Raw genomic sequence first — 20,369 nt, 5'->3', positions numbered from 1 at the left:
ATACACCAACATCCTTGATGTGATATAAAATAAATACTTAGTCAGCATCTACATAACTGAAAACATCAAAGCTTTTTGTATAAGTATTAATCATTAAAAGTATAAATCATAATCTTGTATCATTTATGAAAAAGAAAATTGTCGTAGTGGGGAACGGCATGGTCGGTTATAAGTTTTGCGAAAAACTTATTTCAAAAGATGTGTCTAAAAGTTTTGATTTGGTCGTTTTTGGCGAAGAGTCTCGCCCCGCTTACGACCGTGTACATTTGTCTGAATACTTCGCTGGTAAAACGGCTGATGATTTAACAATGGCACCAAGCAGTTGGTACACAGAAAATGGTATAACACTATACCTTTCCGACCCAGTTGTAGATATTGACAAAGATGAGCAAACGGTACGGTCGCACCATGGTATTGTAGTAAACTACGATTACTTGGTATTAGCCACTGGTTCTGCGGCATTTGTGCCACCCATACCGGGGGTAGAAAAAGATGGCGTATTTGTTTATAGAACCATTGAGGATTTGGATTTGATGCAAGCACATGCCAAAACTGCCAAAAAAGGGGCAGTAATTGGTGGTGGCTTATTGGGGCTAGAAGCTGCCAAGGCTTTATTAGATTTAGGTTTAGAGGAAACACATGTAATAGAATTTGCTCCAAGGCTGATGCCAAGGCAAATAGATGAAGCTGGTTCTAAAACTCTTCAAACAAAACTGGAAGCGTTAGGATTACAGATTCATCTAAATAAAAATACTCAGGAAATTGTCGGAAATGGAATCATTGAAGGGATGGCATTTGCTGATGGTTCTAAGTTGGAGGTAGATATGTTGGTGATTTCAGCAGGAATTAAGCCTCGTGATGAAGTTGCCAAAATAGCAGGACTAGAAGTAGGTTCACGTGGAGGTATTATTGTCAATGATAAACTACAAACTTCTGATCCAAATATTTTTGCGATTGGCGAATGTGCTCTGGCACACCACATGATTTATGGATTGGTAGCACCCGGTTACGAAATGGCCGAAGTTGTAGCAACGTCTATCATTGGTGGCGAAAAAGAGTTTAAGCCATTTGATATGTCGACTAAACTAAAATTAATTGGTATCGACGTAGCAAGTTTTGGTGATGCTTTTATTCAAGAGCCTAATGCCCAAACTATCGTATTTGAAAATACTGCCAAAGGTGTTTATAAGAGAATCAATATTTCAAACGATGGCAAGTATTTGTTAGGAGGAATTTTGGTGGGTGATGCCGAGCAATACAATATGTTGTTGCAAAACACTAAAAACAAGGTGCTTTTACCTGCCGACCCTGAAGATTTGATGTTGGGTTCAAGAGGCGGTGCAGAAAGTGCTAGTTCGGGAGTGATGGCTTTACCAGACGAAGCGTTGATTTGTTCATGTGAAGCCGTAACGAAAGGAAACATTTGTCACGAAATCATCGAGAATAGAGTAACTACGCTTGATGGCATCAAAAAATGTACAAAGGCGGGTACGGGTTGTGGTGGTTGTGTGCCAATGGTGAAAGACTTGATTAATGAAACAATGAAGTCGCAAGGGGTTTTTGTAAGAAATATTCTTTGCGAACATTTTGATTATACTCGCCAAGAATTATTCGACCTCGTTAAAATAAAAGGCTATAAAACCTATGATGATGTATTGGATAATTTAGGCAGGGGAGATGGTTGCGAAGTTTGTAAACCTGCGGTGGCATCTATCATTGCCAGTTTATGGAATGAGATGATTTTGGAAAGAGGCAATGCCACTGTTCAAGATTCAAACGACCGTTACTTAGCCAATATCCAGAAAAATGGTACGTACTCAGTAGTACCTAGAATTCCAGGGGGAGAAATTACGCCTGAGAAATTAATTGTAATCGGACAGGTAGCTCAGAAATACAACCTCTATACAAAAATTACTGGTGGACAAAGAATAGATTTATTCGGTGCGCACGTAAGTGATTTACCAGACATCTGGGAAGAGCTAGTGAATGCTGGTTTCGAGTCGGGTCATGCTTATGGGAAATCGTTGAGAACTGTCAAATCTTGCGTGGGTTCTACTTGGTGTCGTTTTGGCGTACAAGATGCCGTTTCGTTTTCGATTGAAGTAGAAGAACGTTATCGTGGTTTGCGTTCGCCACACAAGCTAAAATCGGCTGTTTCTGGCTGTACACGTGAGTGTGCCGAAGCGCAATCAAAAGACTTTGGGATTATCGCTACTGAGAAGGGCTGGAATTTATATGTCTGTGGGAATGGTGGTGTAAAACCTCGTCATGCTGAACTATTGGCTACTGATATTGATTCGGAAACTTGTTTAAAATACATCGACCGTTTCTTGATGTTCTATATCAAAACGGCTGAACCACTTACGCGAACTGCTCCGTGGTTGGATAAAATGGAAGGTGGCATTAATTATTTAAAATCTGTGGTGATTGATGATGCTCTTGGTATGAACAGCCAGTTTGAACAAGAAATGCAATTTTTGGTAGATGCTTATAAATGCGAATGGAAAGAAGTAGTAAACAGCCCAGAGCTACGTAAGCGTTTTACACACTTTGTGAATGCTCCTAAAATGAAAGACCCTTATGCTAGATTTGAGCCAATGCGTGAGCAAATCAAAGCAGCGGAGTGGAAGTAAATGAAGTTTAACGTTTTATGGGCTGATAAGTTCAAACAAACTTATTTAGCTCATTCAAACCTCAATCATACATATAACAATGATAGCAGAAGAAACAATAACTTGGCACGTAGCGTGCAATATTGAAGATATACCAGAAAACGGAGGAGCTTGCGCTCTTATTGAAGGCGAGCAAATAGCTATTTATAATTTTTCGCGTCGTGGTGAGTGGTATGCTACCCAAAACCAATGCCCACACCGCCAACAAATGGCTCTTTCGAGGGGAATGATAGGCTCAACAGGGGCAAATAATGAACCGAAAGTAGCTTGTCCTTTTCATAAAAAAACGTTCTCGTTACAAACAGGAGAATGCTTGAGTGGAGATGAATACACGATTAAAACTTACCCTGTAAAAATAGCAGATGGGCAAGTGTATGTTGGGGTATAGTATCGAAGATTTTACAAATTGATATTCGCAAAAACTTGCAAAATATCAATTTGTAAAATTTCAATACATGATTTTTCAAAGAAAAATTTTCAACAATCTCATAATCAACAAATTACTTGAAAACTATAAATGATTTTTTCCGAAAGTTTGGTATATTTCAAGTTATGAAGCCACTTGATAGTCAAATTTTCAACAGACTCACTCGCCTCTATGTGATTGCCCTCACGATGGTGGCGTTGCTGTCTATGTCTGGACAAATTATTATTCAAGTATTTCTGAATTCGTTGATTGATGATTCACATGTGGTGAATATTGCAGGGAGACAACGGATGTTGAGCCAGCGGCTTTCTAAAACGGCTATTTTGTTGTGTCGGCCAGATATTTTTCAGGCTGATGCTGAGCATTATTCACAAGATATTAAGGAAATTATTACCTTATGGAAGCAAAGCCACGAGGGTTTAAAGAATAAAAACCTAACAACAGACGGCAAAGCATATACCGTAAGGAATAGCCCAGTGATTGATAGTATGTTCAGAGAGATAGACCCTATCTTTCAGACCATACTCACGAATGCGCAATTAATCAGCGAGCATATCGATAAACCTGTGGCGAATCAGGACGAAGCAATGAAAGCTGCTTTGAATCAAGTATTGGTAAACGAAAGACTTTTCTTGAAAATGATGAACAAAATCGTTTTTCAGTACGATTTAGAATCAAGATCAAGGGTTGATTTAACCAAAAATATAGAGCTGTTTTTATTCCTTGTTTTATTTAGTATTCTTATTTTGGAAGGAATCATCATCTTCCGTCCGATTGCTAATTATATTCGAATTGTCATTAAAAAACTGACGGACTCTGAAAGTGAATTACGCCTAACCAATGAAAGGCTTCTACAAACCCAACAGGCTTTAGTGCAAGCAACTGAAGAGAAATTCAAACTACAACTAGCAGAAGAGAAGGTTCGTTCGGCATCATTGATGGAAGGGCAGGAAATGGAGCGTAAAAGATTAGCCCGCGAATTGCACGATGGCATCGGGCAAATGTTAACGGGTTTAAGATTGCATGGTGAAAAAGTAAAAAGCTTTTCATTCATTAATCCTAAGCAGGATAAATCGTTTGAAGAATTACAAAAACTAATTCAAGAAACCATTGAAGCCACCCGAACAGTAGCTTTCAACTTAGCACCCTCTGTGTTAAGTGATTTTGGCGTTACGCCTGCTATCCGAATCTTAACGGAACAGGTAGCCAAAATGTCGGGAATTAGTATTGAATTTCAAGAGAAAAAAATACAACGCTTGCCAGAAAATTTGGAAGTGTGTCTTTATAGAATTACCCAAGAGGCGATTCATAATGCAGTAAAATATTCAAAGTCGGAAAAAATACAAGTAGAAATAGCGGAGAATGAGGGTTCTATTCGATTGACTATTTCTGACAATGGCATTGGTTTCGACTTACCAGCTATCCGAAAAACGTTGGGTGGTAGTGGTTTAAAAAATATGCAAACAAGGGCCGAATTGTTGAATGGCTCGTGCAAAATACAATCAAAAGTAGGAAGAGGAACAAACATCATTGTGAGTATTCCTATTGGAGTAAACAACAAACTAACTAGCAAACGGAAAAAAAATACCGAAAGGGTAGCGTAAGAGAGAGGTTGAATATCTTAAAAAAAATTAATAAATTCATATTCTCAAGCATTACTTAAATTTTGGTACTAAGTATTTTTAAAAACTTTATCTTTAAAAATCACTGTCTGTATATAATCAATTAAAAATTATGAACCCAATTACCGTATTATTAGCAGATGACCACGACGTTGTCAGGAAAGGCATGAAAATGCTGTTGGAAGACGAAGAAAGTGTGAAAGTAATCGGAGAAGCGTCTGATGGGCTAGATGCTATCGAGAAAATAAAAGCTTTGTCGCCAAATGTAGTGATTCTGGATTTGACGATGCCCAAAATGACTGGTATAGAAGCAGCAAAAATTATTTCGGAAGAATATCCCGAAGTTAAAATCCTTATATTCTCAATGCACAACAACCGTGAATATATTATTAATTCGGTTGAAAACGGTGCAAGTGGTTATTTATTAAAAGATACTGGCAAAGACGAACTTATGCGAGCCATTAATGTGGTAGCAGAAGGAAGAAAGTATTTTCCACCTGAAATTTCAGAGGTCATTATCGACGAACTGCTTTCTAAAACTTCTGGAAACCAACCAGATACTAGTAGACCAATATTCCAAAAAATTACTCCGAAAGAAAAACAAATTCTTGAACATATTGTACAAGGCTATAATAGCCGAGAAATTGCCGACAAGTTGTTTTTAAGTATTCGTACCGTAGACAATCACCGTGCTAATATGATGAAGAAAACAAAAGCCAAAAACACAGCTGATTTAGTGAAGATGGCTATTGGCTAGTTATCGCTTTAAATACGACAAGCGTTTGGTTTCATCCATTCTTTCAATGGCATAACGCAACATGGTTCTTGGCATTTTTGTGAGGTGTTCTTCCAAAAATTCTTCCAAAGCCAACTCATCTCGTTTACCAATCTCACGCAACATCCATCCACAGGCCTTGTGCATCAAGTCGTGTGGATGTGTGAGAAAAAGCTCTGACAGTCGGAAACAGTCGAGAAACTGTCCTTTTCTGATAAAAGCCATTGTAGAAACTACAGCTATTCTTTCAGTCCACAAATGCTTACTATTGGCTAAATCATACAATACCTGTCGGTCTTTATCCAATAGATACACACCTAATATTTTATAGCACGAACAATCTACCAAATCCCAATTATTGATTTTAGGGAGATTATTCAAATAGAAATCAACTATTTCTGTCCTTTTCTCTTCATTAGCCTTCTCGAATTGTTCTACCAGTATCATCAATCCTGTAAACCTAAATTCGTGGATGTCATCATTTAGCAAAAGCTGTATATCGGCCAGACTAATTGTTTTCCAGAACTCTTTTACCAACGCACGGACTTCTGGATTAGTAATACCGATAAAAATATCGCCTTCGCCATATTGTCCTTTTCCTGTTTTGAAGAAACGAGCCGTTTGTATAGCCCTTTCAGGTTTAGCGAGGTTCAAGAGTGCTTGTTTTAGCTTTACTAACATGGCTAGAATCTATTATTACAATTTTACTGACATTATTAAAAGGGACTATTTCGGTAGATTTGGTTTTGGGATAATACAAAAAAATGAAATTACTTGTAGTTCCCACCAGTGTTGGAAATGAATCTTTTATCGTCTGTGGCCCTGAATTATAATATATTTGTACAGTTTGCCCTTTCCCTGCTTTTATTTCTTTGCTTTTATAGCGTGCATAAATATAAGCCGACTCGGGAATATATAATAGCAATACCATCATATAGCTCCAGAAATAATAACTCCCTGTTTGTTTAAACCATCTAGTCCAAAATTTTTCTTCTTGTCTAATAAAAAATTTGGGAAACTTAATCATCAACCATTTATTTAGGTAGTAAATAGAAACGATTAAAATGACCGTCATTATAGTAAATAGCAAATAAAAGGGGTCTTTGAATGCAATTAGGATAAAATCACTTACTTGTGAATAATCTAAAATATTAATATCAAATATCAGAAAATAAGCACCACTAAAAATCATTCCGATAGCCGTCAGAAGCAAATAACTTACCGAAAAGAACAGTGTTTTATCATTTTCAAAGACCTTGAATAGTTTTTTTACTTTCTCTTCAAACTCTGTATGGGCTATAATAGTTTTTGATGGTGTTGGTATCATTTAGTTTAATTTTATTCCGAAACTAACATTTTTATTATCTTCTTCCTCTTCTTGGGTCTTCTCGTTTGGTTTTGCCAAAGGTTTTTTTACGAGCATCCTTTCCTGAAGATATGTGTAGTTTTTTATTTTTAACTTCCTTTTGTTTTGCTTTTACTTTATGATCTTTCTTCTCATGGAAAGCCCCTTTGAAATCTGGGTCTTCGCGTTTTTTCTGCTCATCTATTTCACGCAACATAATCTGTTTTTCAACAAATGGTGTTTGCAATACTTCTAGCTCGGCAGGTAGTGGTTCACGAGGTATCGGCATTTTAATAATCTTCTCTATTTTGCCAATATGATATTCCTCCGCTTCTGTCATGAAAGTGATAGCTTCGCCTTTGTTGTTTGCACGACCTGTACGACCAATGCGGTGTACATAATCTTCATAAATTAAAGGCACATCAAAATTCACTACATGGCTTACCATCTGAATATCAATTCCTCGGGCTGCCACATCTGTTGCTACCAATACCTGAATGTTTCCTTCCTTGAAGTCTTCCATCGAGTTTATTCTGGTATTTTGCCCCTTGTTGGCATGAATCACCCTAATTTTGTTTTCTCCAACTACTTTTCTACCTAAGTATTTAAAAATATTATCGGCAATCTCTTTACTTCTGCAAAAAATAATCGTTCTGTTGAAAGTCTCGTAGTCACGCATCAACATACCCAACAGGTTAATTTTGGTCATGAAGTTGGGCACTTCAAACAAACGCTGTTTTACCATGTCTGCTGTAGTAGCTTGCGGGCTTACTTCAACTTTATGCGGAAATTCGAGAAATTCGTGTGAAAGGTTCTCTACTCGTGGTGGAAAAGTAGCCGAAAACAATAGGTTTTGTCTCTTCTTCGAAGGGATTACCTCTAAAATCTTACGGATTTGTGGCATAAAGCCCATATCCATCATTTTATCAGCTTCGTCTAATACTAATGTTTTTAATTCTTTTACGCCAATCTCGCCTTTTAGGTATAAATCCATAAATCTACCTGGTGTTGCAATCACGATATCCACACCTGCTTGTAAGGCTTCTATCTGTGTTTTAGGTCCTAATCCACCAAATAAAGCTATATGACGAATATCTGTATATTTGGCCAATTGTTTTACGGCTTCATCTATTTGCATCACCAGTTCGCGGGTAGGAGCAAGGATTAATACACGCATCATTTTGCCTTGGGCATACTTTACCTTCATCAGGATGGGTAATAGATAAGCAGCTGTTTTTCCTGTACCTGTTTGGGCAATTCCTAGTACATCGTGCCCACCCATTACTAATGGAATAGCTTGCTCTTGAATAGGCGTAGGTGCTTGATAGCCAGCTTCTTCGATGGCATTATATAATTGGCGATTGAGTTGAAAATCTTCGAATGTCATAATTTGTAAACGTTAACTGTCGTCAGCTTTCTGACGATAGCTTTTGTTGAAAACATTTACAAAGGTACGAAAATAAAGTGTATCAAAGGTGTAGAAACGAAAAGTGTAACCCAAAGAAAGTCTTTGAGTTACGCTTTCACATCGAAATGTTAATCCAATAAACCCTTATAAGAAGAGTCTTTCGGAGGATTGATTTCTTTTTTACTTGAGTCTGACGGACCATCTAACGTAATCAAATTGAACTCGCCTTTATTATAGGCATCCAACATCGACTGCCCTTTATCGGTTAACACGCCATTTTGAATATCCACAGAATTAATAAAGTCCATTGAGTAATCCATTGCTCGCTTCATTTCACCCAATTTCTTACTCATGTCGTCCTGAATGTATTCCATCGACTCATCAAAGTAAAACTTCTTGTCTGGATCTCCTTTGAAAATACTAATCGCCGTTTTCAAGGCATTAGAGCTAGCTTTTACGATTTCGTATTCCGCCTCTTTGTGTTTTACTCTTATTTCTGTTTCCTTGATGATATAATCTGCCGACGACTGTACTTTTTCCATGAACCCTAAAATAGTTTTCATATTACGTTGAAGTGGCAACAATTTTTCATTCATTTCCTGTAATCCTGCCGCTTCTAAACTTGCTAATGACGCAGCTTCTTTCATACCGGGCTTATCAGTCATGCTGTTAGCCTTGTTTGCTTCCGCAAACTTAACTTTGATGTTCTCGTTGTTTTCACCAATTTTCTTATTCAGTTTTACTAACTGTCCTGCCAAAATATCTATTTGCTTAGACATCTGCTCGCGTTTTTCACGTAAATCTGAAATATAGATTTTCATGATGGCAATCGGGTCAAGTTGAATGATTAAGCCAGTTATTTTTCGCATGAAGGTTTTAAACAAAAAGAATACCCCTGTACGAATGTCTTTGCTAGTAATTAGAAAGATAAAAAAACCTAAAACTGCTAATAATCCACCTAGATAAAGCGTATTGGAAGTAACTTTTATCAAGAATTCAACTACTATGTTGAAATAGTATAACCCAAAAGCACCAAGTGCTGCCAAAAAGAATAAGGAAGTAATACCTTCGGGTTTACTCCAAAACGATTTTGAAGGTTGGGTTCCTCCAATTTGTGATAAATCTGCCATTATTTTAGATTATTTAATATTTTGATTTAGAATGAATTTATTTCAAGTAGGCTACAATCTTTGCGATATCACCCTTTATTTGTTCGACAAATGTATGATAGGTAGTTTCATAATTACTTTTATTAATCGTAATTTTTCCACTCTGTTCTGAAATATCATCTGTCAATTTATTGATTTTTATCTTGTTTTCATCAATCTTACGCTGTAAATCAATTATTTGCTTTGCTATATTTTCATTTTCTTCTTCAGTTTTTTTCAAATCATTCTTCAAACCGCCTACTTTTTGGCTAACTGCGTTTTCTACATCCTTCAAGAATCCTTGTCGGTCACTATCCAAAATTCCGATATATTGTTTGGCCGTATCCGTCAATACTGCTACATCTGTAATACCACCCATTACTTTGAAACTAGCCCATGCAGCTTGAAATTGTTTTTCTTCTGAAAGCCCAAGGCCTGTCAAGCCTTTTAGTGCCTGCATGTATTCAAAATAATCAGGTCCTTTTAAATTTGAATTTTCGAGCAACTGAACGAAGTGGTCTATAAATTTTTTATCGACTACGCCCTTCTCTATACCTTGCGGTATTATCGCAGGTTCTACTGTTTTTTCAACCTTCGGAATAGGAGGAGGCGTCTGACTGCTAGTATTTGCTGTAGTAGCAGTTTCTTCAGTAATAAAAAAACTTAATAATTTTCTTCCGATACTTTTTTCTTCTGCTGCCATTTTTTGATTTTTTTTCTGTTTTAGTATTTAATCTTACCCTCAATCATTATTGACCTATACAATATTAATATGCTTTTATCGAGAAACCCCATTCAGTTGTAAGAATGGTTACGGGACTTGATGATACCATAAAAAATTATGATAATTTTTTTAAATAGATGCAACATTATAATTCCAGCTTGCATCTTATGTCTGAGATTCAAAAAAACGAGCACTTTTTACATCTCAAACACTCATCAATTTTAAAGCATTCGCTTAAACCAAAAATCAGTTGTATATCAAGAAGATTTACCATTTAACTAGTAAAACAACCGATTATGGTATTTTGTATTGCAAGGTACTGGCTTTTACCCATAACTTTGATGCATCAAAAAGGAATTAAACAAAAAATACTCTAAACATTAATAAATATACTAAACCGAACAACTATTGTAATAAAAACGAACACCTCTAAATCTCGTTAACTTTTACAAACAATTAATAATCAAACACTTATAAATTATGGCACAAAAATCTTAGTAAGTAACACAGTAAACAACAACAATGTAATTTCTAAACTTTTATTTATCATAAAATTTAATTTAAAATCTAAACAACTTAAAAAAATGAAAACTTTCGTTAAATCTTTCGCAATTGCAGTATTATCAGTAATGTCATTTGTAGCAAGCGCTACTAACACTAATGAGCCAGCAAATACTAAAAAATCATTTGCTGTGGGAATGTACCAGACAATCAACACTATGAAAATGAATGTATTGATTGAGAAATCGACTAATAAGAATTTATATATTTCATTGAAAAATGAAAAAGGGGATGTGTTGCACAAAGAAAAAGTAGGAAAAGCTAATGAAAAATACCACGGAAAATTTGATTTGAGCGAATTGCAAGACGGAAAATACAGCTTCGAAATCACTGATGGCGAAAGCAAAATTGTAAAAACAGTAAACATCGGTACTAAAACTCCTGAGCCTACTTCACAAGATCGTTTTATTTCTTTGAATTAGTCTTTATTTAACCTCAAATCTATTTAAGAAGCTATTTAATTTCTAAATCTGGCATATTAATTATATAAATCAGGCCGTGATACGATATTTGCTCGTATCACGGTTTTTTTGTTTTTTAAGGTGAAAAAACATTAACATATCATTAACACGCCCCCCTAAAATAGCGATTCACCCTAATGCGTTTTACTAATATATCATCAAAATGGTAAAAGTATTGATGCTAATACTAAAACTGGTGTAATCACAATAAACCGTCAAAAAACATGAATATCAAATTATTTAACTTGCTAGTTTTAACAGTTGGATTAGCAAATTCAGGAAAAGCTCAAGATCGTAATTATTCAAATAGAGACTATCAGAACAGAGATAGAGACTACCAGCAACAACAAAATTATCCTGACCGAAATCGCGATAACCGTGATGATAGAAATGATGATAGATACGATAACAACCGTAATAATAATTACGGCAACAATGGCAATAATAACAACTATGATGTATATGCCAGATGTGATGACGGCAGTTATGGAAGTTATAGCTACGACAGAAGAAATCCGTTTGATACCCGTAATCCTAACTACGACCCTCGCAACCCCTTCGACCCTCGTCCTGTTTACGATCCATATCGTCACAGTCGTTGGAATGAGATAGATTTTCGTAGTAATGCCGACCCTTTTGATTTTTGTGACAATAGAAGAGTTTGGGCTAACAGATATTATCCAGTAGACCCACGTAATCCTTATGATATTCGTAATCGTTATCTAAATCGCTATAACGGTGGTTATGCTAGAAGAGCGCCATCTCGCCCAGTAATTGTTGTGACAGTACCTATTTTTGGTCGTGGTCATGGCCATCATGGTAGAAGAGACTGGTAAGCATCGTATTTTTTTCCGTAAAGCCCAAAGGATAAGCCTCCACAACTTAACCTTTGGGCTTTAATATTTTACTTTCTCTTCAAAATATAATGCCCAATTAGCAGTATAAATTTAAAAGTCTCGACTCTTTGCTATAAGTTATTTTTTCAAATTTACATCAAGTCTATTTTATGAAGATTTACCAAGCAATTAGTGAACGTGAGGCAAAGACCTTTACCACAGAGCAATTAAGAGAAAACTTCTTGATTGAAAGCATTTTTAAGACCAATGAGGTACATTTTGTATATACTCATTATGACAGAGTAATGGTAGGAGGTGCGACGCCTACGACGGTTGCTCTTAGTTTACAAACGTATGATAATTTGAAGTCTGATTATTTCTTAGAAAGAAGAGAAATCGGTATCATCAACGTGGGAGGTAATGGTACGATTGAAGTAGATGGCGAAAGCTTTAATTTATCAAAACTGGATGCGCTTTATATTGGCAAAGGCGTGAAAGAGGTAGTTTTCAAAAGCGATGATGCTGGTAGCCCTGCACAATTTTTCTTATTATCTGCTCCTGCCCATCAAAAATTTCCTACACAAAAGATGGGAAAAGAAGAAGCTTCTCCCGTTTCATTAGGTACAGTAGAAACAGCCAATGAAAGAACCATCTATAAGTATATTCATAGAGATGGTATTCAAAGTTGCCAAGTAGTAATGGGATTAACTGTTTTGAAAACAGGGAGTGTTTGGAACACCATGCCAGCCCACGTACACGATAGAAGAATGGAAGCTTATTTATATTTTGATTTGAATCCAGAACATAGAGTATTTCACTTTATGGGACAACCACAGGAAACTCGCCATATGCTTGTAGCCAATCATCAAGCTATTTTATCACCACCTTGGTCTATCCACTCTGGTGCGGGTACGTCCAATTATTCTTTTATCTGGGCAATGGCAGGCGAAAACCTCGATTTCACAGACATGGATTTTGTTAAAATCTCAGACTTAAAATAATTACCTCTTTTACATTCTCAAACCATCCATTTAACTATGAAAAAAATCTTTTTATGCTTGTTATTAAACATTTTCGTGTTAGGCATTTCGGCACAGTCCAAAATTGATGTCAAAAAAGAATTTGAATTTGCGGCCAAACAATATGAGGGGATGCTAAAGGCACATCCAGATTATACCAAAACGCCCCAATCGACTAATGCAGATGGCAGTCCACGAGATATGCCTACTGAATGGTGGTGTAGTGGCTTTTTCGGTGGTTCGCTTTGGTATATTTTTGAAGAAACCAAGAGCCCTTTCTGGAAAGATGCTGCTCATCAGTGGTCTATGGCTGTTAAAAAAGAGCAATTCAATACAGGTACACACGATTTAGGCTTTATGTTGTATTGCCCATTTGGCAATGGCTATCGCCTTACAAAAAATGCTGAATACAAAGATATTATGCTGACAGGAGCGAAGTCGCTAGCGACTCGTTTCGACCCTAAAGTAGGGGTTATTAAGTCTTGGAATAAATTTCGTCAATACACTTATCCAGTAATCATTGATAATATGATGAACTTGGAGTTTCTGTTTTGGGCGGCCAAAGCATCTGGCAACAAAGAATTTTATAATATTTGTCTTTCACATGCTGATAGTACACTGAAAAATCATTTTCGTCCAGATGGCAGTAGCTATCATGTAATTTGTTATGATGAAAAAGGACAGCCTTTAGGAAAATTTACTCACCAAGGTTATGCCGATGCTTCTGCATGGGCGAGGGGGCAAGCGTGGGCAATGTATGGCTATACAGTGATGTACCGCGAAACTAAGCAAAAGAAATACTTAGCGATGGCTGAAAAAATTGCTAATTTCTATTTGAACAACCCGAATTTACCTGCCGATAAAATTCCTTACTGGGATTTTAACGCACCCAATATTCCTAATGAAGAAAGAGATGCTTCGGCTGGTGCTATTACAGCGTCGGCTTTGTTAGAATTATCAACTTATACAGGCAAAAAAGGCAAAGACTATTTTAAAGCTGCCGAAACGATGTTGACAAGCTTGGCTAGCCCTGCCTATAAAGCTAATTTAGGCGAAAATAATCATTTCATTTTAAAGCATAGTGTAGGAGCAAAGCCCTTAAAATCAGAAATCGATGTGCCTTTGGTATATGCCGACTATTATTATTTAGAAGCATTGTTAAGATACCAAGCACTAATGAAGAAGAAAAAGTAATCGTTTCATTTTCAATCAATTAATCATAACGATATAGGTTATTTAGGAAACCCTCGATAATTTATATCGTTTTTTTTTACCGAACTGTTCTATACTTGTCTATATTTACCGTACAAGGTAAGATAATAATATACCCATAAAAACTTATCTTTATCAAATATTTACTAATCTCTAAGTAAAGTACTATTTCTTCAGCAAAGGGAGGCTTTATTTATATCATTCAACCAGTCCTAATTTTATTATAACTTATGAAACTTAAATTTCAGGCATTATTACTGTTGTTGTGCTTTTGTACAACAATTCTTTTTGCCCAAGGTTCTAATCCCCTCAAAGGGAAAAAGATTCTTGTTTTCTCCAAAACAGCAGGGTTTCGTCACTCTTCTATTCCGTTTTGTACAAAAGCCATTCAAAAAATGGGCACTGACAATGGTTTTGAAGTAGATACTACCGAAAACGCTGATAATTTCAATGAAGCTAATCTTAAAAAGTACTCGGTTGTTGTTTTTAACAGCACTACTGGGAATGTTTTAACAGAGCCTCAGCAAATTGCTTTTGAGCGTTATATCCAAGCAGGTGGTGCTTTTATGGGTATTCACGCAGCTTCGGATACTGAATACGACTGGCCTTGGTATGGCAAGTTGGTAGGTGGATATTTTAATGGTCACCCAGGCAAAAATGTTTCGAATGTGCAGAATGGTAAATTTATCATTAAAGACCGTACGCATATTTCTACAAACTTTATGCCTGAGACTTTAGAGCGTAAAGATGAATTTTATAGCTTTAAAAATTTCAATACAGATGTAAAGGTTTTATATACTGTTGACGAAAACTCTTTTAAAGAAGGTAAAATGGGCGATTTCCACCCAATGGGCTGGTACCATGAGTTTGACGGTGGTCGTTCTTTTTATACTAACTGGGGACATACCAACGAGACTTTCTCGGAAGAGATTCCGCTTAAACACATTCTTGGTGGCTTACAGTGGGCGGCTAGTGGCCCTGCTTTAGATTATACTAAAGTAAAAAGTGCTTTACCTCCTGAAGAAAACCGTTTCGTAAAAACTGTATTGGATGAAAAACTAGACGAACCAACTGAACTAGTAGTGTTAGACAACGGTAAAGTATTGTTCGGTGAAAGAAAAGGTATATTAAAAGTATATGACCCAAAGAAAAACGCAACTAAGGTTGTAGCAGATTTAAGCGTTTATTCAAAATTTGAATATGGCTTGATGGGCGTAAATATTGACCCTGACTTCAACAAAAACAAATGGATTTACTTGTACTACGCTCCGTCGGTAGGGATGGTTGGTGCTGATACGGCCAATCGTTTATCTCGTTATGTGTATGATGATGTAAAGGATTCACTTTATTTAAGTACTGAAAAAGTTGTTTTGCGTGTGCCTGTAAAACGCACAGAATGTTGCCATACGGGTGGCTCTATAGCTTGGGACAGCAAAGGAAATTTATTCCTGTCAACGGGTGATGATACCAACCCTTTTGCTTCGCAAGGTTTTGCACCAATTGATAATAAAGTGGGTCGCTCTGGTTGGGATGCTCGATATACTTCTTCAAATACCAACGATTTAAGAGGTAAAATTTTGAGAATTAAGCCTAGTGCTGATGGTTCTTATACGATTCCAGAAGGGAATCTATTCCCAGTGGGTACTGCAAAAACTCGTCCTGAAATATATGTAATGGGTAACAGAAACCCATACAGAATATCGGTTGACCAAAGAACAGGCTTTTTATATTGGGGTGAAGTAGGGCCCGATGCTGGCGAAAATTCACCGAAATATGGTCCTCGTGGACACGACGAAGTGAATCAGGCTCGTAAAGCTGGTTATTTTGGCTGGCCTCTTTTTGTGGCAGACAACCGTGCTTATAACCAAAGAGACTTTTATAAGGATAGTACTTGGACAAAATTTGACGCTGAACACCCTATTAACGATTCTCCACACAACACAGGTTTACGCGAATTACCTGCTGCTCAAAAAGCATTTATTTATTATCCTTACGCTGATTCTCCTGAATTTGGGGCAATCGTTGGTAAAGGTGGACGTAATGCAATGGGCGGGCCTGTATATTATTATGACGACTTCAAGGCTGATTCAAAGGTAAAATTCCCTAAGTATTTAGATGGAAAATTCTTTGCTTATGACTGGATGCGTGACTGGATTAACTTGGTAAGCATGAAACCAAACGGAGATTTTATTTCGATGGAACGCTTTATGCCAAACACGAAGTTTAGCCACCCAATGGATATGCAGTTTGCCAAAGATGGTTCATTGTATTTGTTGGAATATGGACAAAACTGGTTTGCTCAAAACGATGATGCTCGTCTTTCACGCATTACTTTCAATGCTGGCAACCGTAGCCCCGTAGTCGTAGCAAATGCTGATAAAAAAGCGGGAGCATTGCCTTTGAAAGTAAATTTCTCTTCGGCTGGTACATTAGACTATGAAAATGATGTGTTGAAATACGAATGGACTTTTGCCAAAGGAGCAGCCAAAAGCACTTTGCCTAACCCAAGCTTTACTTTTACAAAAGCAGGCGTTTATAAGCCTGTTCTGAAAGTAACAGACCCTGCTGGAAACGTTTCGACGACTACTTTAGAAATAAAAGTAGGGAATGATGTTCCAAAGGTAGAATTAGCGATAAAAGGCAATAAAACATTCTACTGGAACGATGAAAAAATCGCTTATGAAGTAAAGGTGTCGGATAAAGAAGATGGCTCGTTGGCTAATAAAAAAATCAAAGAAGACGAAGTACAGGTAAACATTGATTACTTAGAAGGTTTTGACAAAACTGTAATTGCACAGGGACACCAAGCAAACCTAAGTGCTTCATCAGGCAAACGTTTAATAGACTTATCTGATTGTAAATCTTGTCATTCACTTGATAAAAAGTCTATTGGACCAAGCTACAAAGAAGTTGCTAAAAAATACAAAGGAAAAAGTAGAGCTTTTAGTGAGTTGGTAGAAAAAGTAATCAAAGGTGGCGGCGGTGTTTGGGGCGAACAAGTAATGGCGGCTCACCCACAATTAACGAAAGACGACACAAAGGAAATGGTGAAATATATTCTCTCGTTGTCTGATGACAAAAAAGCAAGTCAACCAGTTAAAGGTGAATATGTCACCAAAGACAATGGCAAAGCTGGCACTTATATTTTCTCGGCAAGCTATACTGACAGAGGTGCTAGTAACTTAGGGTCATTGACAGGTACAACAGCGCTTACGTTGAGAAGTGCGAAGTTTAAAGCGAATTCGTTTGATACGCAAAAAGAAACAATGAAATATACGCTTGAAGGACTAGGAGAAGCAGTTATTGCAATGTCTGACAATTCATATATCTCATTCAACAACATAGACTTAACGGGTATCGCTCAATTTAAGTTAGGTGCTTTTGCTACTGACGACCGTACAGCGGGTGGTTCGGTAGAATTGCACATTGATTCGCCCACGGGACAATTATTGGGTACTGCTGAGGTAACTAAAAATGCTAACACCCCCGTAAGTATTTCATTGAAAACACCTGTTGTTGGCGCACATAACTTATTCTTAGTATTTAAAAATGCTGATGCCAAAGGAAAACCATTATTTGCCCTAGTAGATATTACAGCAGGTAAATAAACAAATTATAATACTATTTACAAACAAGAAGAGGTTGCCAGTGTTGGCAACCTCTTCTTGTTAAAATATAAAGCTGATTTTTTGACTAGTTTTAAACGCCTTTCCATTTAACAGCACAACCCACCGACTTTGTAAAGTTATTAACTACTGGTCTGCCTGCTAAAAGATTACTTACAGCATCATCTACATATCTTTTTGTTACGGCATTAGCATCCTGCGTATTATCATCAATACCACCGATATATTGTAAAATATATTTGTCGCCTTCTTTCTTCACTACATAAGCCGATGGAGTTCTAGATACACCAAAAGCCTTTGAGGTGGCCTGAGTTTCGTCTTGAAGATAAGCAAAAGTATATCCTTTGGCTCTGGCTACAGCCTGCATGTTTTCAAAAGAATCTTCTTCATAAGCACTCGGGTCGTTCGGATTGATTGCCAATACAGGATACCCCTGCGAAGCAAACTTTTTATCCAATGCCATTATTCTACTTTCATAAGCCTTTGAAAAAGGGCAGTGGTTACAAGTAAAGACAATAATATATCCCTTTACAGAACGATTATCAGCCATTGATACCATGTTGCCTGTGGTACTTTTTAATTTAAAATCAGCCACCACATCACCAATGGCATACCCTTTATCTGCACTTAATTTATGCTCTTCATTGGCTGGAGTAAAAGCCAATAATCCCGTTAAGACTATTCCTAGTAAAAAAATCGTCTTTATATTTTTTATATGTGTTTTCATTGCTTGATATGTTTATTGTATCTAATATTATTTAGAAGTTATATCGCTTGTTTGATTTAATATTTAAATATAAATCTTGTTTGTTGCTACGGTATTCAGTTTTGTATGGTAACAGTCCACATTTTTTTTAGTTCCTCCGTAAATATTTCAACATTTACTTTGCCTTCAAAAAACTTCCGTTTCTGCATTTTTGTATTGATTATCAGCGTGGCAGGAATACTTCCCGACCATTCTTTGTCTATCAAATCTATCCAATGATTATAATCTGGTTCATCCAAAAGTACTACTTTCGATTGTACTTTGTTGCGTGCTAAAAAGCCCTTTACACTGGTTTCCGCATCTTTAGGGAAATCCATACTTATTAACAAAAATTTTACCTTCTTAGTGCTATATTCAGTATTCAATCCTTCAAAAAAGGGTAATTCTTCTAAACACGGTCGGCACCAAGTTGCCCAAAAATGCATGACAACGGTGGTATCTGATACTTGATTTAATACTTTTTGTAAATCTTCAAACTTCACAATGTCAACTTTCTTGGTTTGATTGAAAGCCTCAAAGTTAACTACGTAAATTAGGAAGATAAGTATTATTCCAAATCGTATTGAAAAGGGGCTAATCTTCATCATCATTAACTTATAAAAATGGAACTTCCATGTTAATTTATTAACGTTAAACCTGCATAATAATGTACTTGGTATACGTTGTTGGGGTAAAAGAAATATTATAATATTTTACCTATACACTTAACTACCTTACTATGAGATTATTATGAAACATACTAGCAAATAAAAATTTGCGATTTTTTTATAATAAATATACTTACTTCCTTTCTGTTTTCAAAACATAATGCGTATCTTTGCGACCCAATAAAATTATAACTAATAATAAAATGTACGCAATCGTAGAAATCGCTGGTCAGCAATTTAAAGTTGAGAAAGACCTTTTCCTCTACACCCACCGTTTGGCGGGCGAGGAAGGCGCTGCACTGGTTTTCGATAAGGTTCTTCTTGTCGACAATGACGGAGACATCAAAGTAGGTCTTCCAACTGTAGCAGGTGCTACTGTAACTGGTAAAATTTTAGCTCACGTTCGTGGAGAAAAAGTAATTGTTTTCAAAAAGAAACGTCGTAAAGGATACCAAAAACAGAACGGTCACCGTCAAAATTTAACTAAAGTCTTAATCGAAGGAATCTCATTTTAATATTTAATGATTAATTTTATTCGTTAAGAGTTTCCTCAAAGCGAAAATTAAAACGTTAAATCGATAAACTAACAAAACAATGGCACACAAAAAAGGTGCGGGTAGTTCGAAAAACGGTCGTGAGTCGCATAGTAAGCGTCTTGGAATCAAAATTTTTGGAGGTCAGCCTGCAATTTCAGGGAACATTATTGTTCGTCAAAGAGGTACAGCCCACAATCCTGGTCAAAATGTAGGTCTTGGAAAAGACCATACTTTATTTGCTTTAATTGATGGTACTGTTCACTTTAAAAAAGGATTTAAAGGACGTTCTTTTGTAGAAGTACTTCCTGCTTAATAATGGCAAATAACTAAGGTTATACCATTATAATTCTTGAAAAGAGATTAACGCTTGAATTTATTCAACTGTTAATCTCTTTTTCTTTTTATCTTAATAAGAAAGGTAAAATTTAATATTACTTTCTTATTAAACTCTTTTAAATTTGTTCTTAAACAATCATCAATCCATTGAACTATAAACAATTATCTGTTTATAATCGATGGCTTTTTTTGTTTTGTACAATCAGGATTTGAAAGACATTCACCAATATGAATCCAAACCTTTAAAA

At 36.4% G+C, this 20,369-nt stretch carries 18 protein-coding genes; 11 read left to right on the top strand and 7 right to left on the bottom strand.

Going from position 1 to position 20,369, the window contains the following annotated elements:
* Positions 1 to 125 precede the first annotated feature (125 nt).
* The 4 genes from nirB to AC07XN_RS14990 all read left to right on the top strand — a co-directional run bounded on the left by nirB (position 126) and on the right by AC07XN_RS14990 (position 5,478).
* Positions 126 to 2,633 (top strand): nitrite reductase large subunit NirB, encoded by a 2,508-nt coding sequence (gene nirB / locus AC07XN_RS15005; protein ID WP_494743659.1) that lies wholly within the window; start codon positions 126 to 128, stop codon positions 2,631 to 2,633.
* 79 nt (positions 2,634 to 2,712) lie between these two features.
* Positions 2,713 to 3,060, top strand: a complete 348-nt coding sequence (gene nirD, locus AC07XN_RS15000; protein WP_309923682.1) for a nitrite reductase small subunit NirD — start codon at positions 2,713 to 2,715, stop codon at positions 3,058 to 3,060.
* A gap of 164 nt (positions 3,061 to 3,224) precedes the next feature.
* The gene (locus AC07XN_RS14995; protein ID WP_309923680.1) at positions 3,225 to 4,703 is read left to right on the top strand and encodes an ATP-binding protein; all 1,479 of its coding nucleotides are present in this window, start codon (positions 3,225 to 3,227) and stop codon (positions 4,701 to 4,703) included.
* Positions 4,704 to 4,833: 130 nt separating this feature from the next.
* A complete protein-coding gene (locus AC07XN_RS14990) occupies positions 4,834 to 5,478 on the top strand; it encodes a response regulator (RefSeq protein WP_309923678.1) in 645 nt (214 codons plus the stop codon).
* On the opposite strand, the gene AC07XN_RS14985 is transcribed toward AC07XN_RS14990, so the two are convergent.
* The 5 genes from AC07XN_RS14985 to AC07XN_RS14965 form a co-directional block, all read right to left on the bottom strand.
* The gene (locus AC07XN_RS14985) at positions 5,479 to 6,177 is read right to left on the bottom strand and encodes a DNA alkylation repair protein (RefSeq protein WP_494743658.1); all 699 of its coding nucleotides are present in this window, start codon (positions 6,175 to 6,177) and stop codon (positions 5,479 to 5,481) included.
* On the bottom strand, positions 6,137 to 6,823 hold the full coding sequence (locus AC07XN_RS14980; RefSeq protein WP_494743657.1) for a hypothetical protein: 687 nt from the start codon (positions 6,821 to 6,823) through the stop codon (positions 6,137 to 6,139). Before AC07XN_RS14980 ends, AC07XN_RS14985 begins: the two co-directional genes overlap by 41 nt.
* A gap of 34 nt (positions 6,824 to 6,857) precedes the next feature.
* On the bottom strand, positions 6,858 to 8,228 hold the full coding sequence (locus AC07XN_RS14975; RefSeq protein WP_494743656.1) for a DEAD/DEAH box helicase: 1,371 nt from the start codon (positions 8,226 to 8,228) through the stop codon (positions 6,858 to 6,860).
* A gap of 149 nt (positions 8,229 to 8,377) precedes the next feature.
* A complete protein-coding gene (locus tag AC07XN_RS14970; protein WP_309923670.1) occupies positions 8,378 to 9,379 on the bottom strand; it encodes a hypothetical protein in 1,002 nt (333 codons plus the stop codon).
* Between the two features lie 37 nt (positions 9,380 to 9,416).
* Entirely contained in the window at positions 9,417 to 10,100 is a 684-nt protein-coding gene (locus AC07XN_RS14965; protein WP_494743655.1) for a hypothetical protein, read from the bottom strand.
* A gap of 605 nt (positions 10,101 to 10,705) precedes the next feature.
* Here AC07XN_RS14965 and AC07XN_RS14960 point away from each other — a divergent pair.
* The 5 genes from AC07XN_RS14960 to AC07XN_RS14940 all read left to right on the top strand — a co-directional run bounded on the left by AC07XN_RS14960 (position 10,706) and on the right by AC07XN_RS14940 (position 17,818).
* Complete coding sequence (locus AC07XN_RS14960; protein ID WP_309923666.1) at positions 10,706 to 11,104, top strand: T9SS type A sorting domain-containing protein; 399 nt, start codon at positions 10,706 to 10,708, stop codon at positions 11,102 to 11,104.
* Positions 11,105 to 11,367: 263 nt separating this feature from the next.
* Positions 11,368 to 11,979: a hypothetical protein gene (locus tag AC07XN_RS14955; RefSeq protein WP_494743654.1), complete on the top strand. Its 612-nt coding sequence runs from the start codon at positions 11,368 to 11,370 to the stop codon at positions 11,977 to 11,979.
* A gap of 170 nt (positions 11,980 to 12,149) precedes the next feature.
* Positions 12,150 to 12,980 carry a 5-dehydro-4-deoxy-D-glucuronate isomerase gene (kduI, locus tag AC07XN_RS14950; RefSeq protein WP_309923661.1) on the top strand — a complete coding sequence of 277 codons (831 nt, stop codon included), beginning with the start codon at positions 12,150 to 12,152 and terminating at the stop codon, positions 12,978 to 12,980.
* A gap of 36 nt (positions 12,981 to 13,016) precedes the next feature.
* Entirely contained in the window at positions 13,017 to 14,192 is a 1,176-nt protein-coding gene (locus tag AC07XN_RS14945) for a glycoside hydrolase family 88 protein (RefSeq protein ID WP_494743653.1), read from the top strand.
* A 248-nt stretch (positions 14,193 to 14,440) separates the two neighbouring features.
* On the top strand, positions 14,441 to 17,818 hold the full coding sequence (locus AC07XN_RS14940; RefSeq protein WP_494743652.1) for a ThuA domain-containing protein: 3,378 nt from the start codon (positions 14,441 to 14,443) through the stop codon (positions 17,816 to 17,818).
* A 91-nt stretch (positions 17,819 to 17,909) separates the two neighbouring features.
* On the opposite strand, the gene AC07XN_RS14935 is transcribed toward AC07XN_RS14940, so the two are convergent.
* Both AC07XN_RS14935 and AC07XN_RS14930 read right to left on the bottom strand, forming a co-directional pair.
* A complete protein-coding gene (locus tag AC07XN_RS14935) occupies positions 17,910 to 18,563 on the bottom strand; it encodes a thioredoxin family protein (RefSeq protein ID WP_309923654.1) in 654 nt (217 codons plus the stop codon).
* Positions 18,564 to 18,658: 95 nt separating this feature from the next.
* Positions 18,659 to 19,084: a TlpA disulfide reductase family protein gene (locus AC07XN_RS14930; RefSeq protein ID WP_494743651.1), complete on the bottom strand. Its 426-nt coding sequence runs from the start codon at positions 19,082 to 19,084 to the stop codon at positions 18,659 to 18,661.
* Between the two features lie 368 nt (positions 19,085 to 19,452).
* Between AC07XN_RS14930 and rplU the strand changes: the two genes are divergently transcribed.
* Both rplU and rpmA read left to right on the top strand, forming a co-directional pair.
* Entirely contained in the window at positions 19,453 to 19,764 is a 312-nt protein-coding gene (gene rplU / locus AC07XN_RS14925; protein ID WP_309923648.1) for a 50S ribosomal protein L21, read from the top strand.
* Positions 19,765 to 19,843: 79 nt separating this feature from the next.
* A complete protein-coding gene (rpmA, locus tag AC07XN_RS14920; RefSeq protein WP_184136168.1) occupies positions 19,844 to 20,098 on the top strand; it encodes a 50S ribosomal protein L27 in 255 nt (84 codons plus the stop codon).
* Positions 20,099 to 20,369: the final 271 nt, after the last annotated feature.

This window comes from Arcicella sp. GW458-12-2-14-TSB2 (genome assembly GCF_059423785.1).
This window is presented reverse-complemented; position numbering and strand designations above follow the sequence as displayed.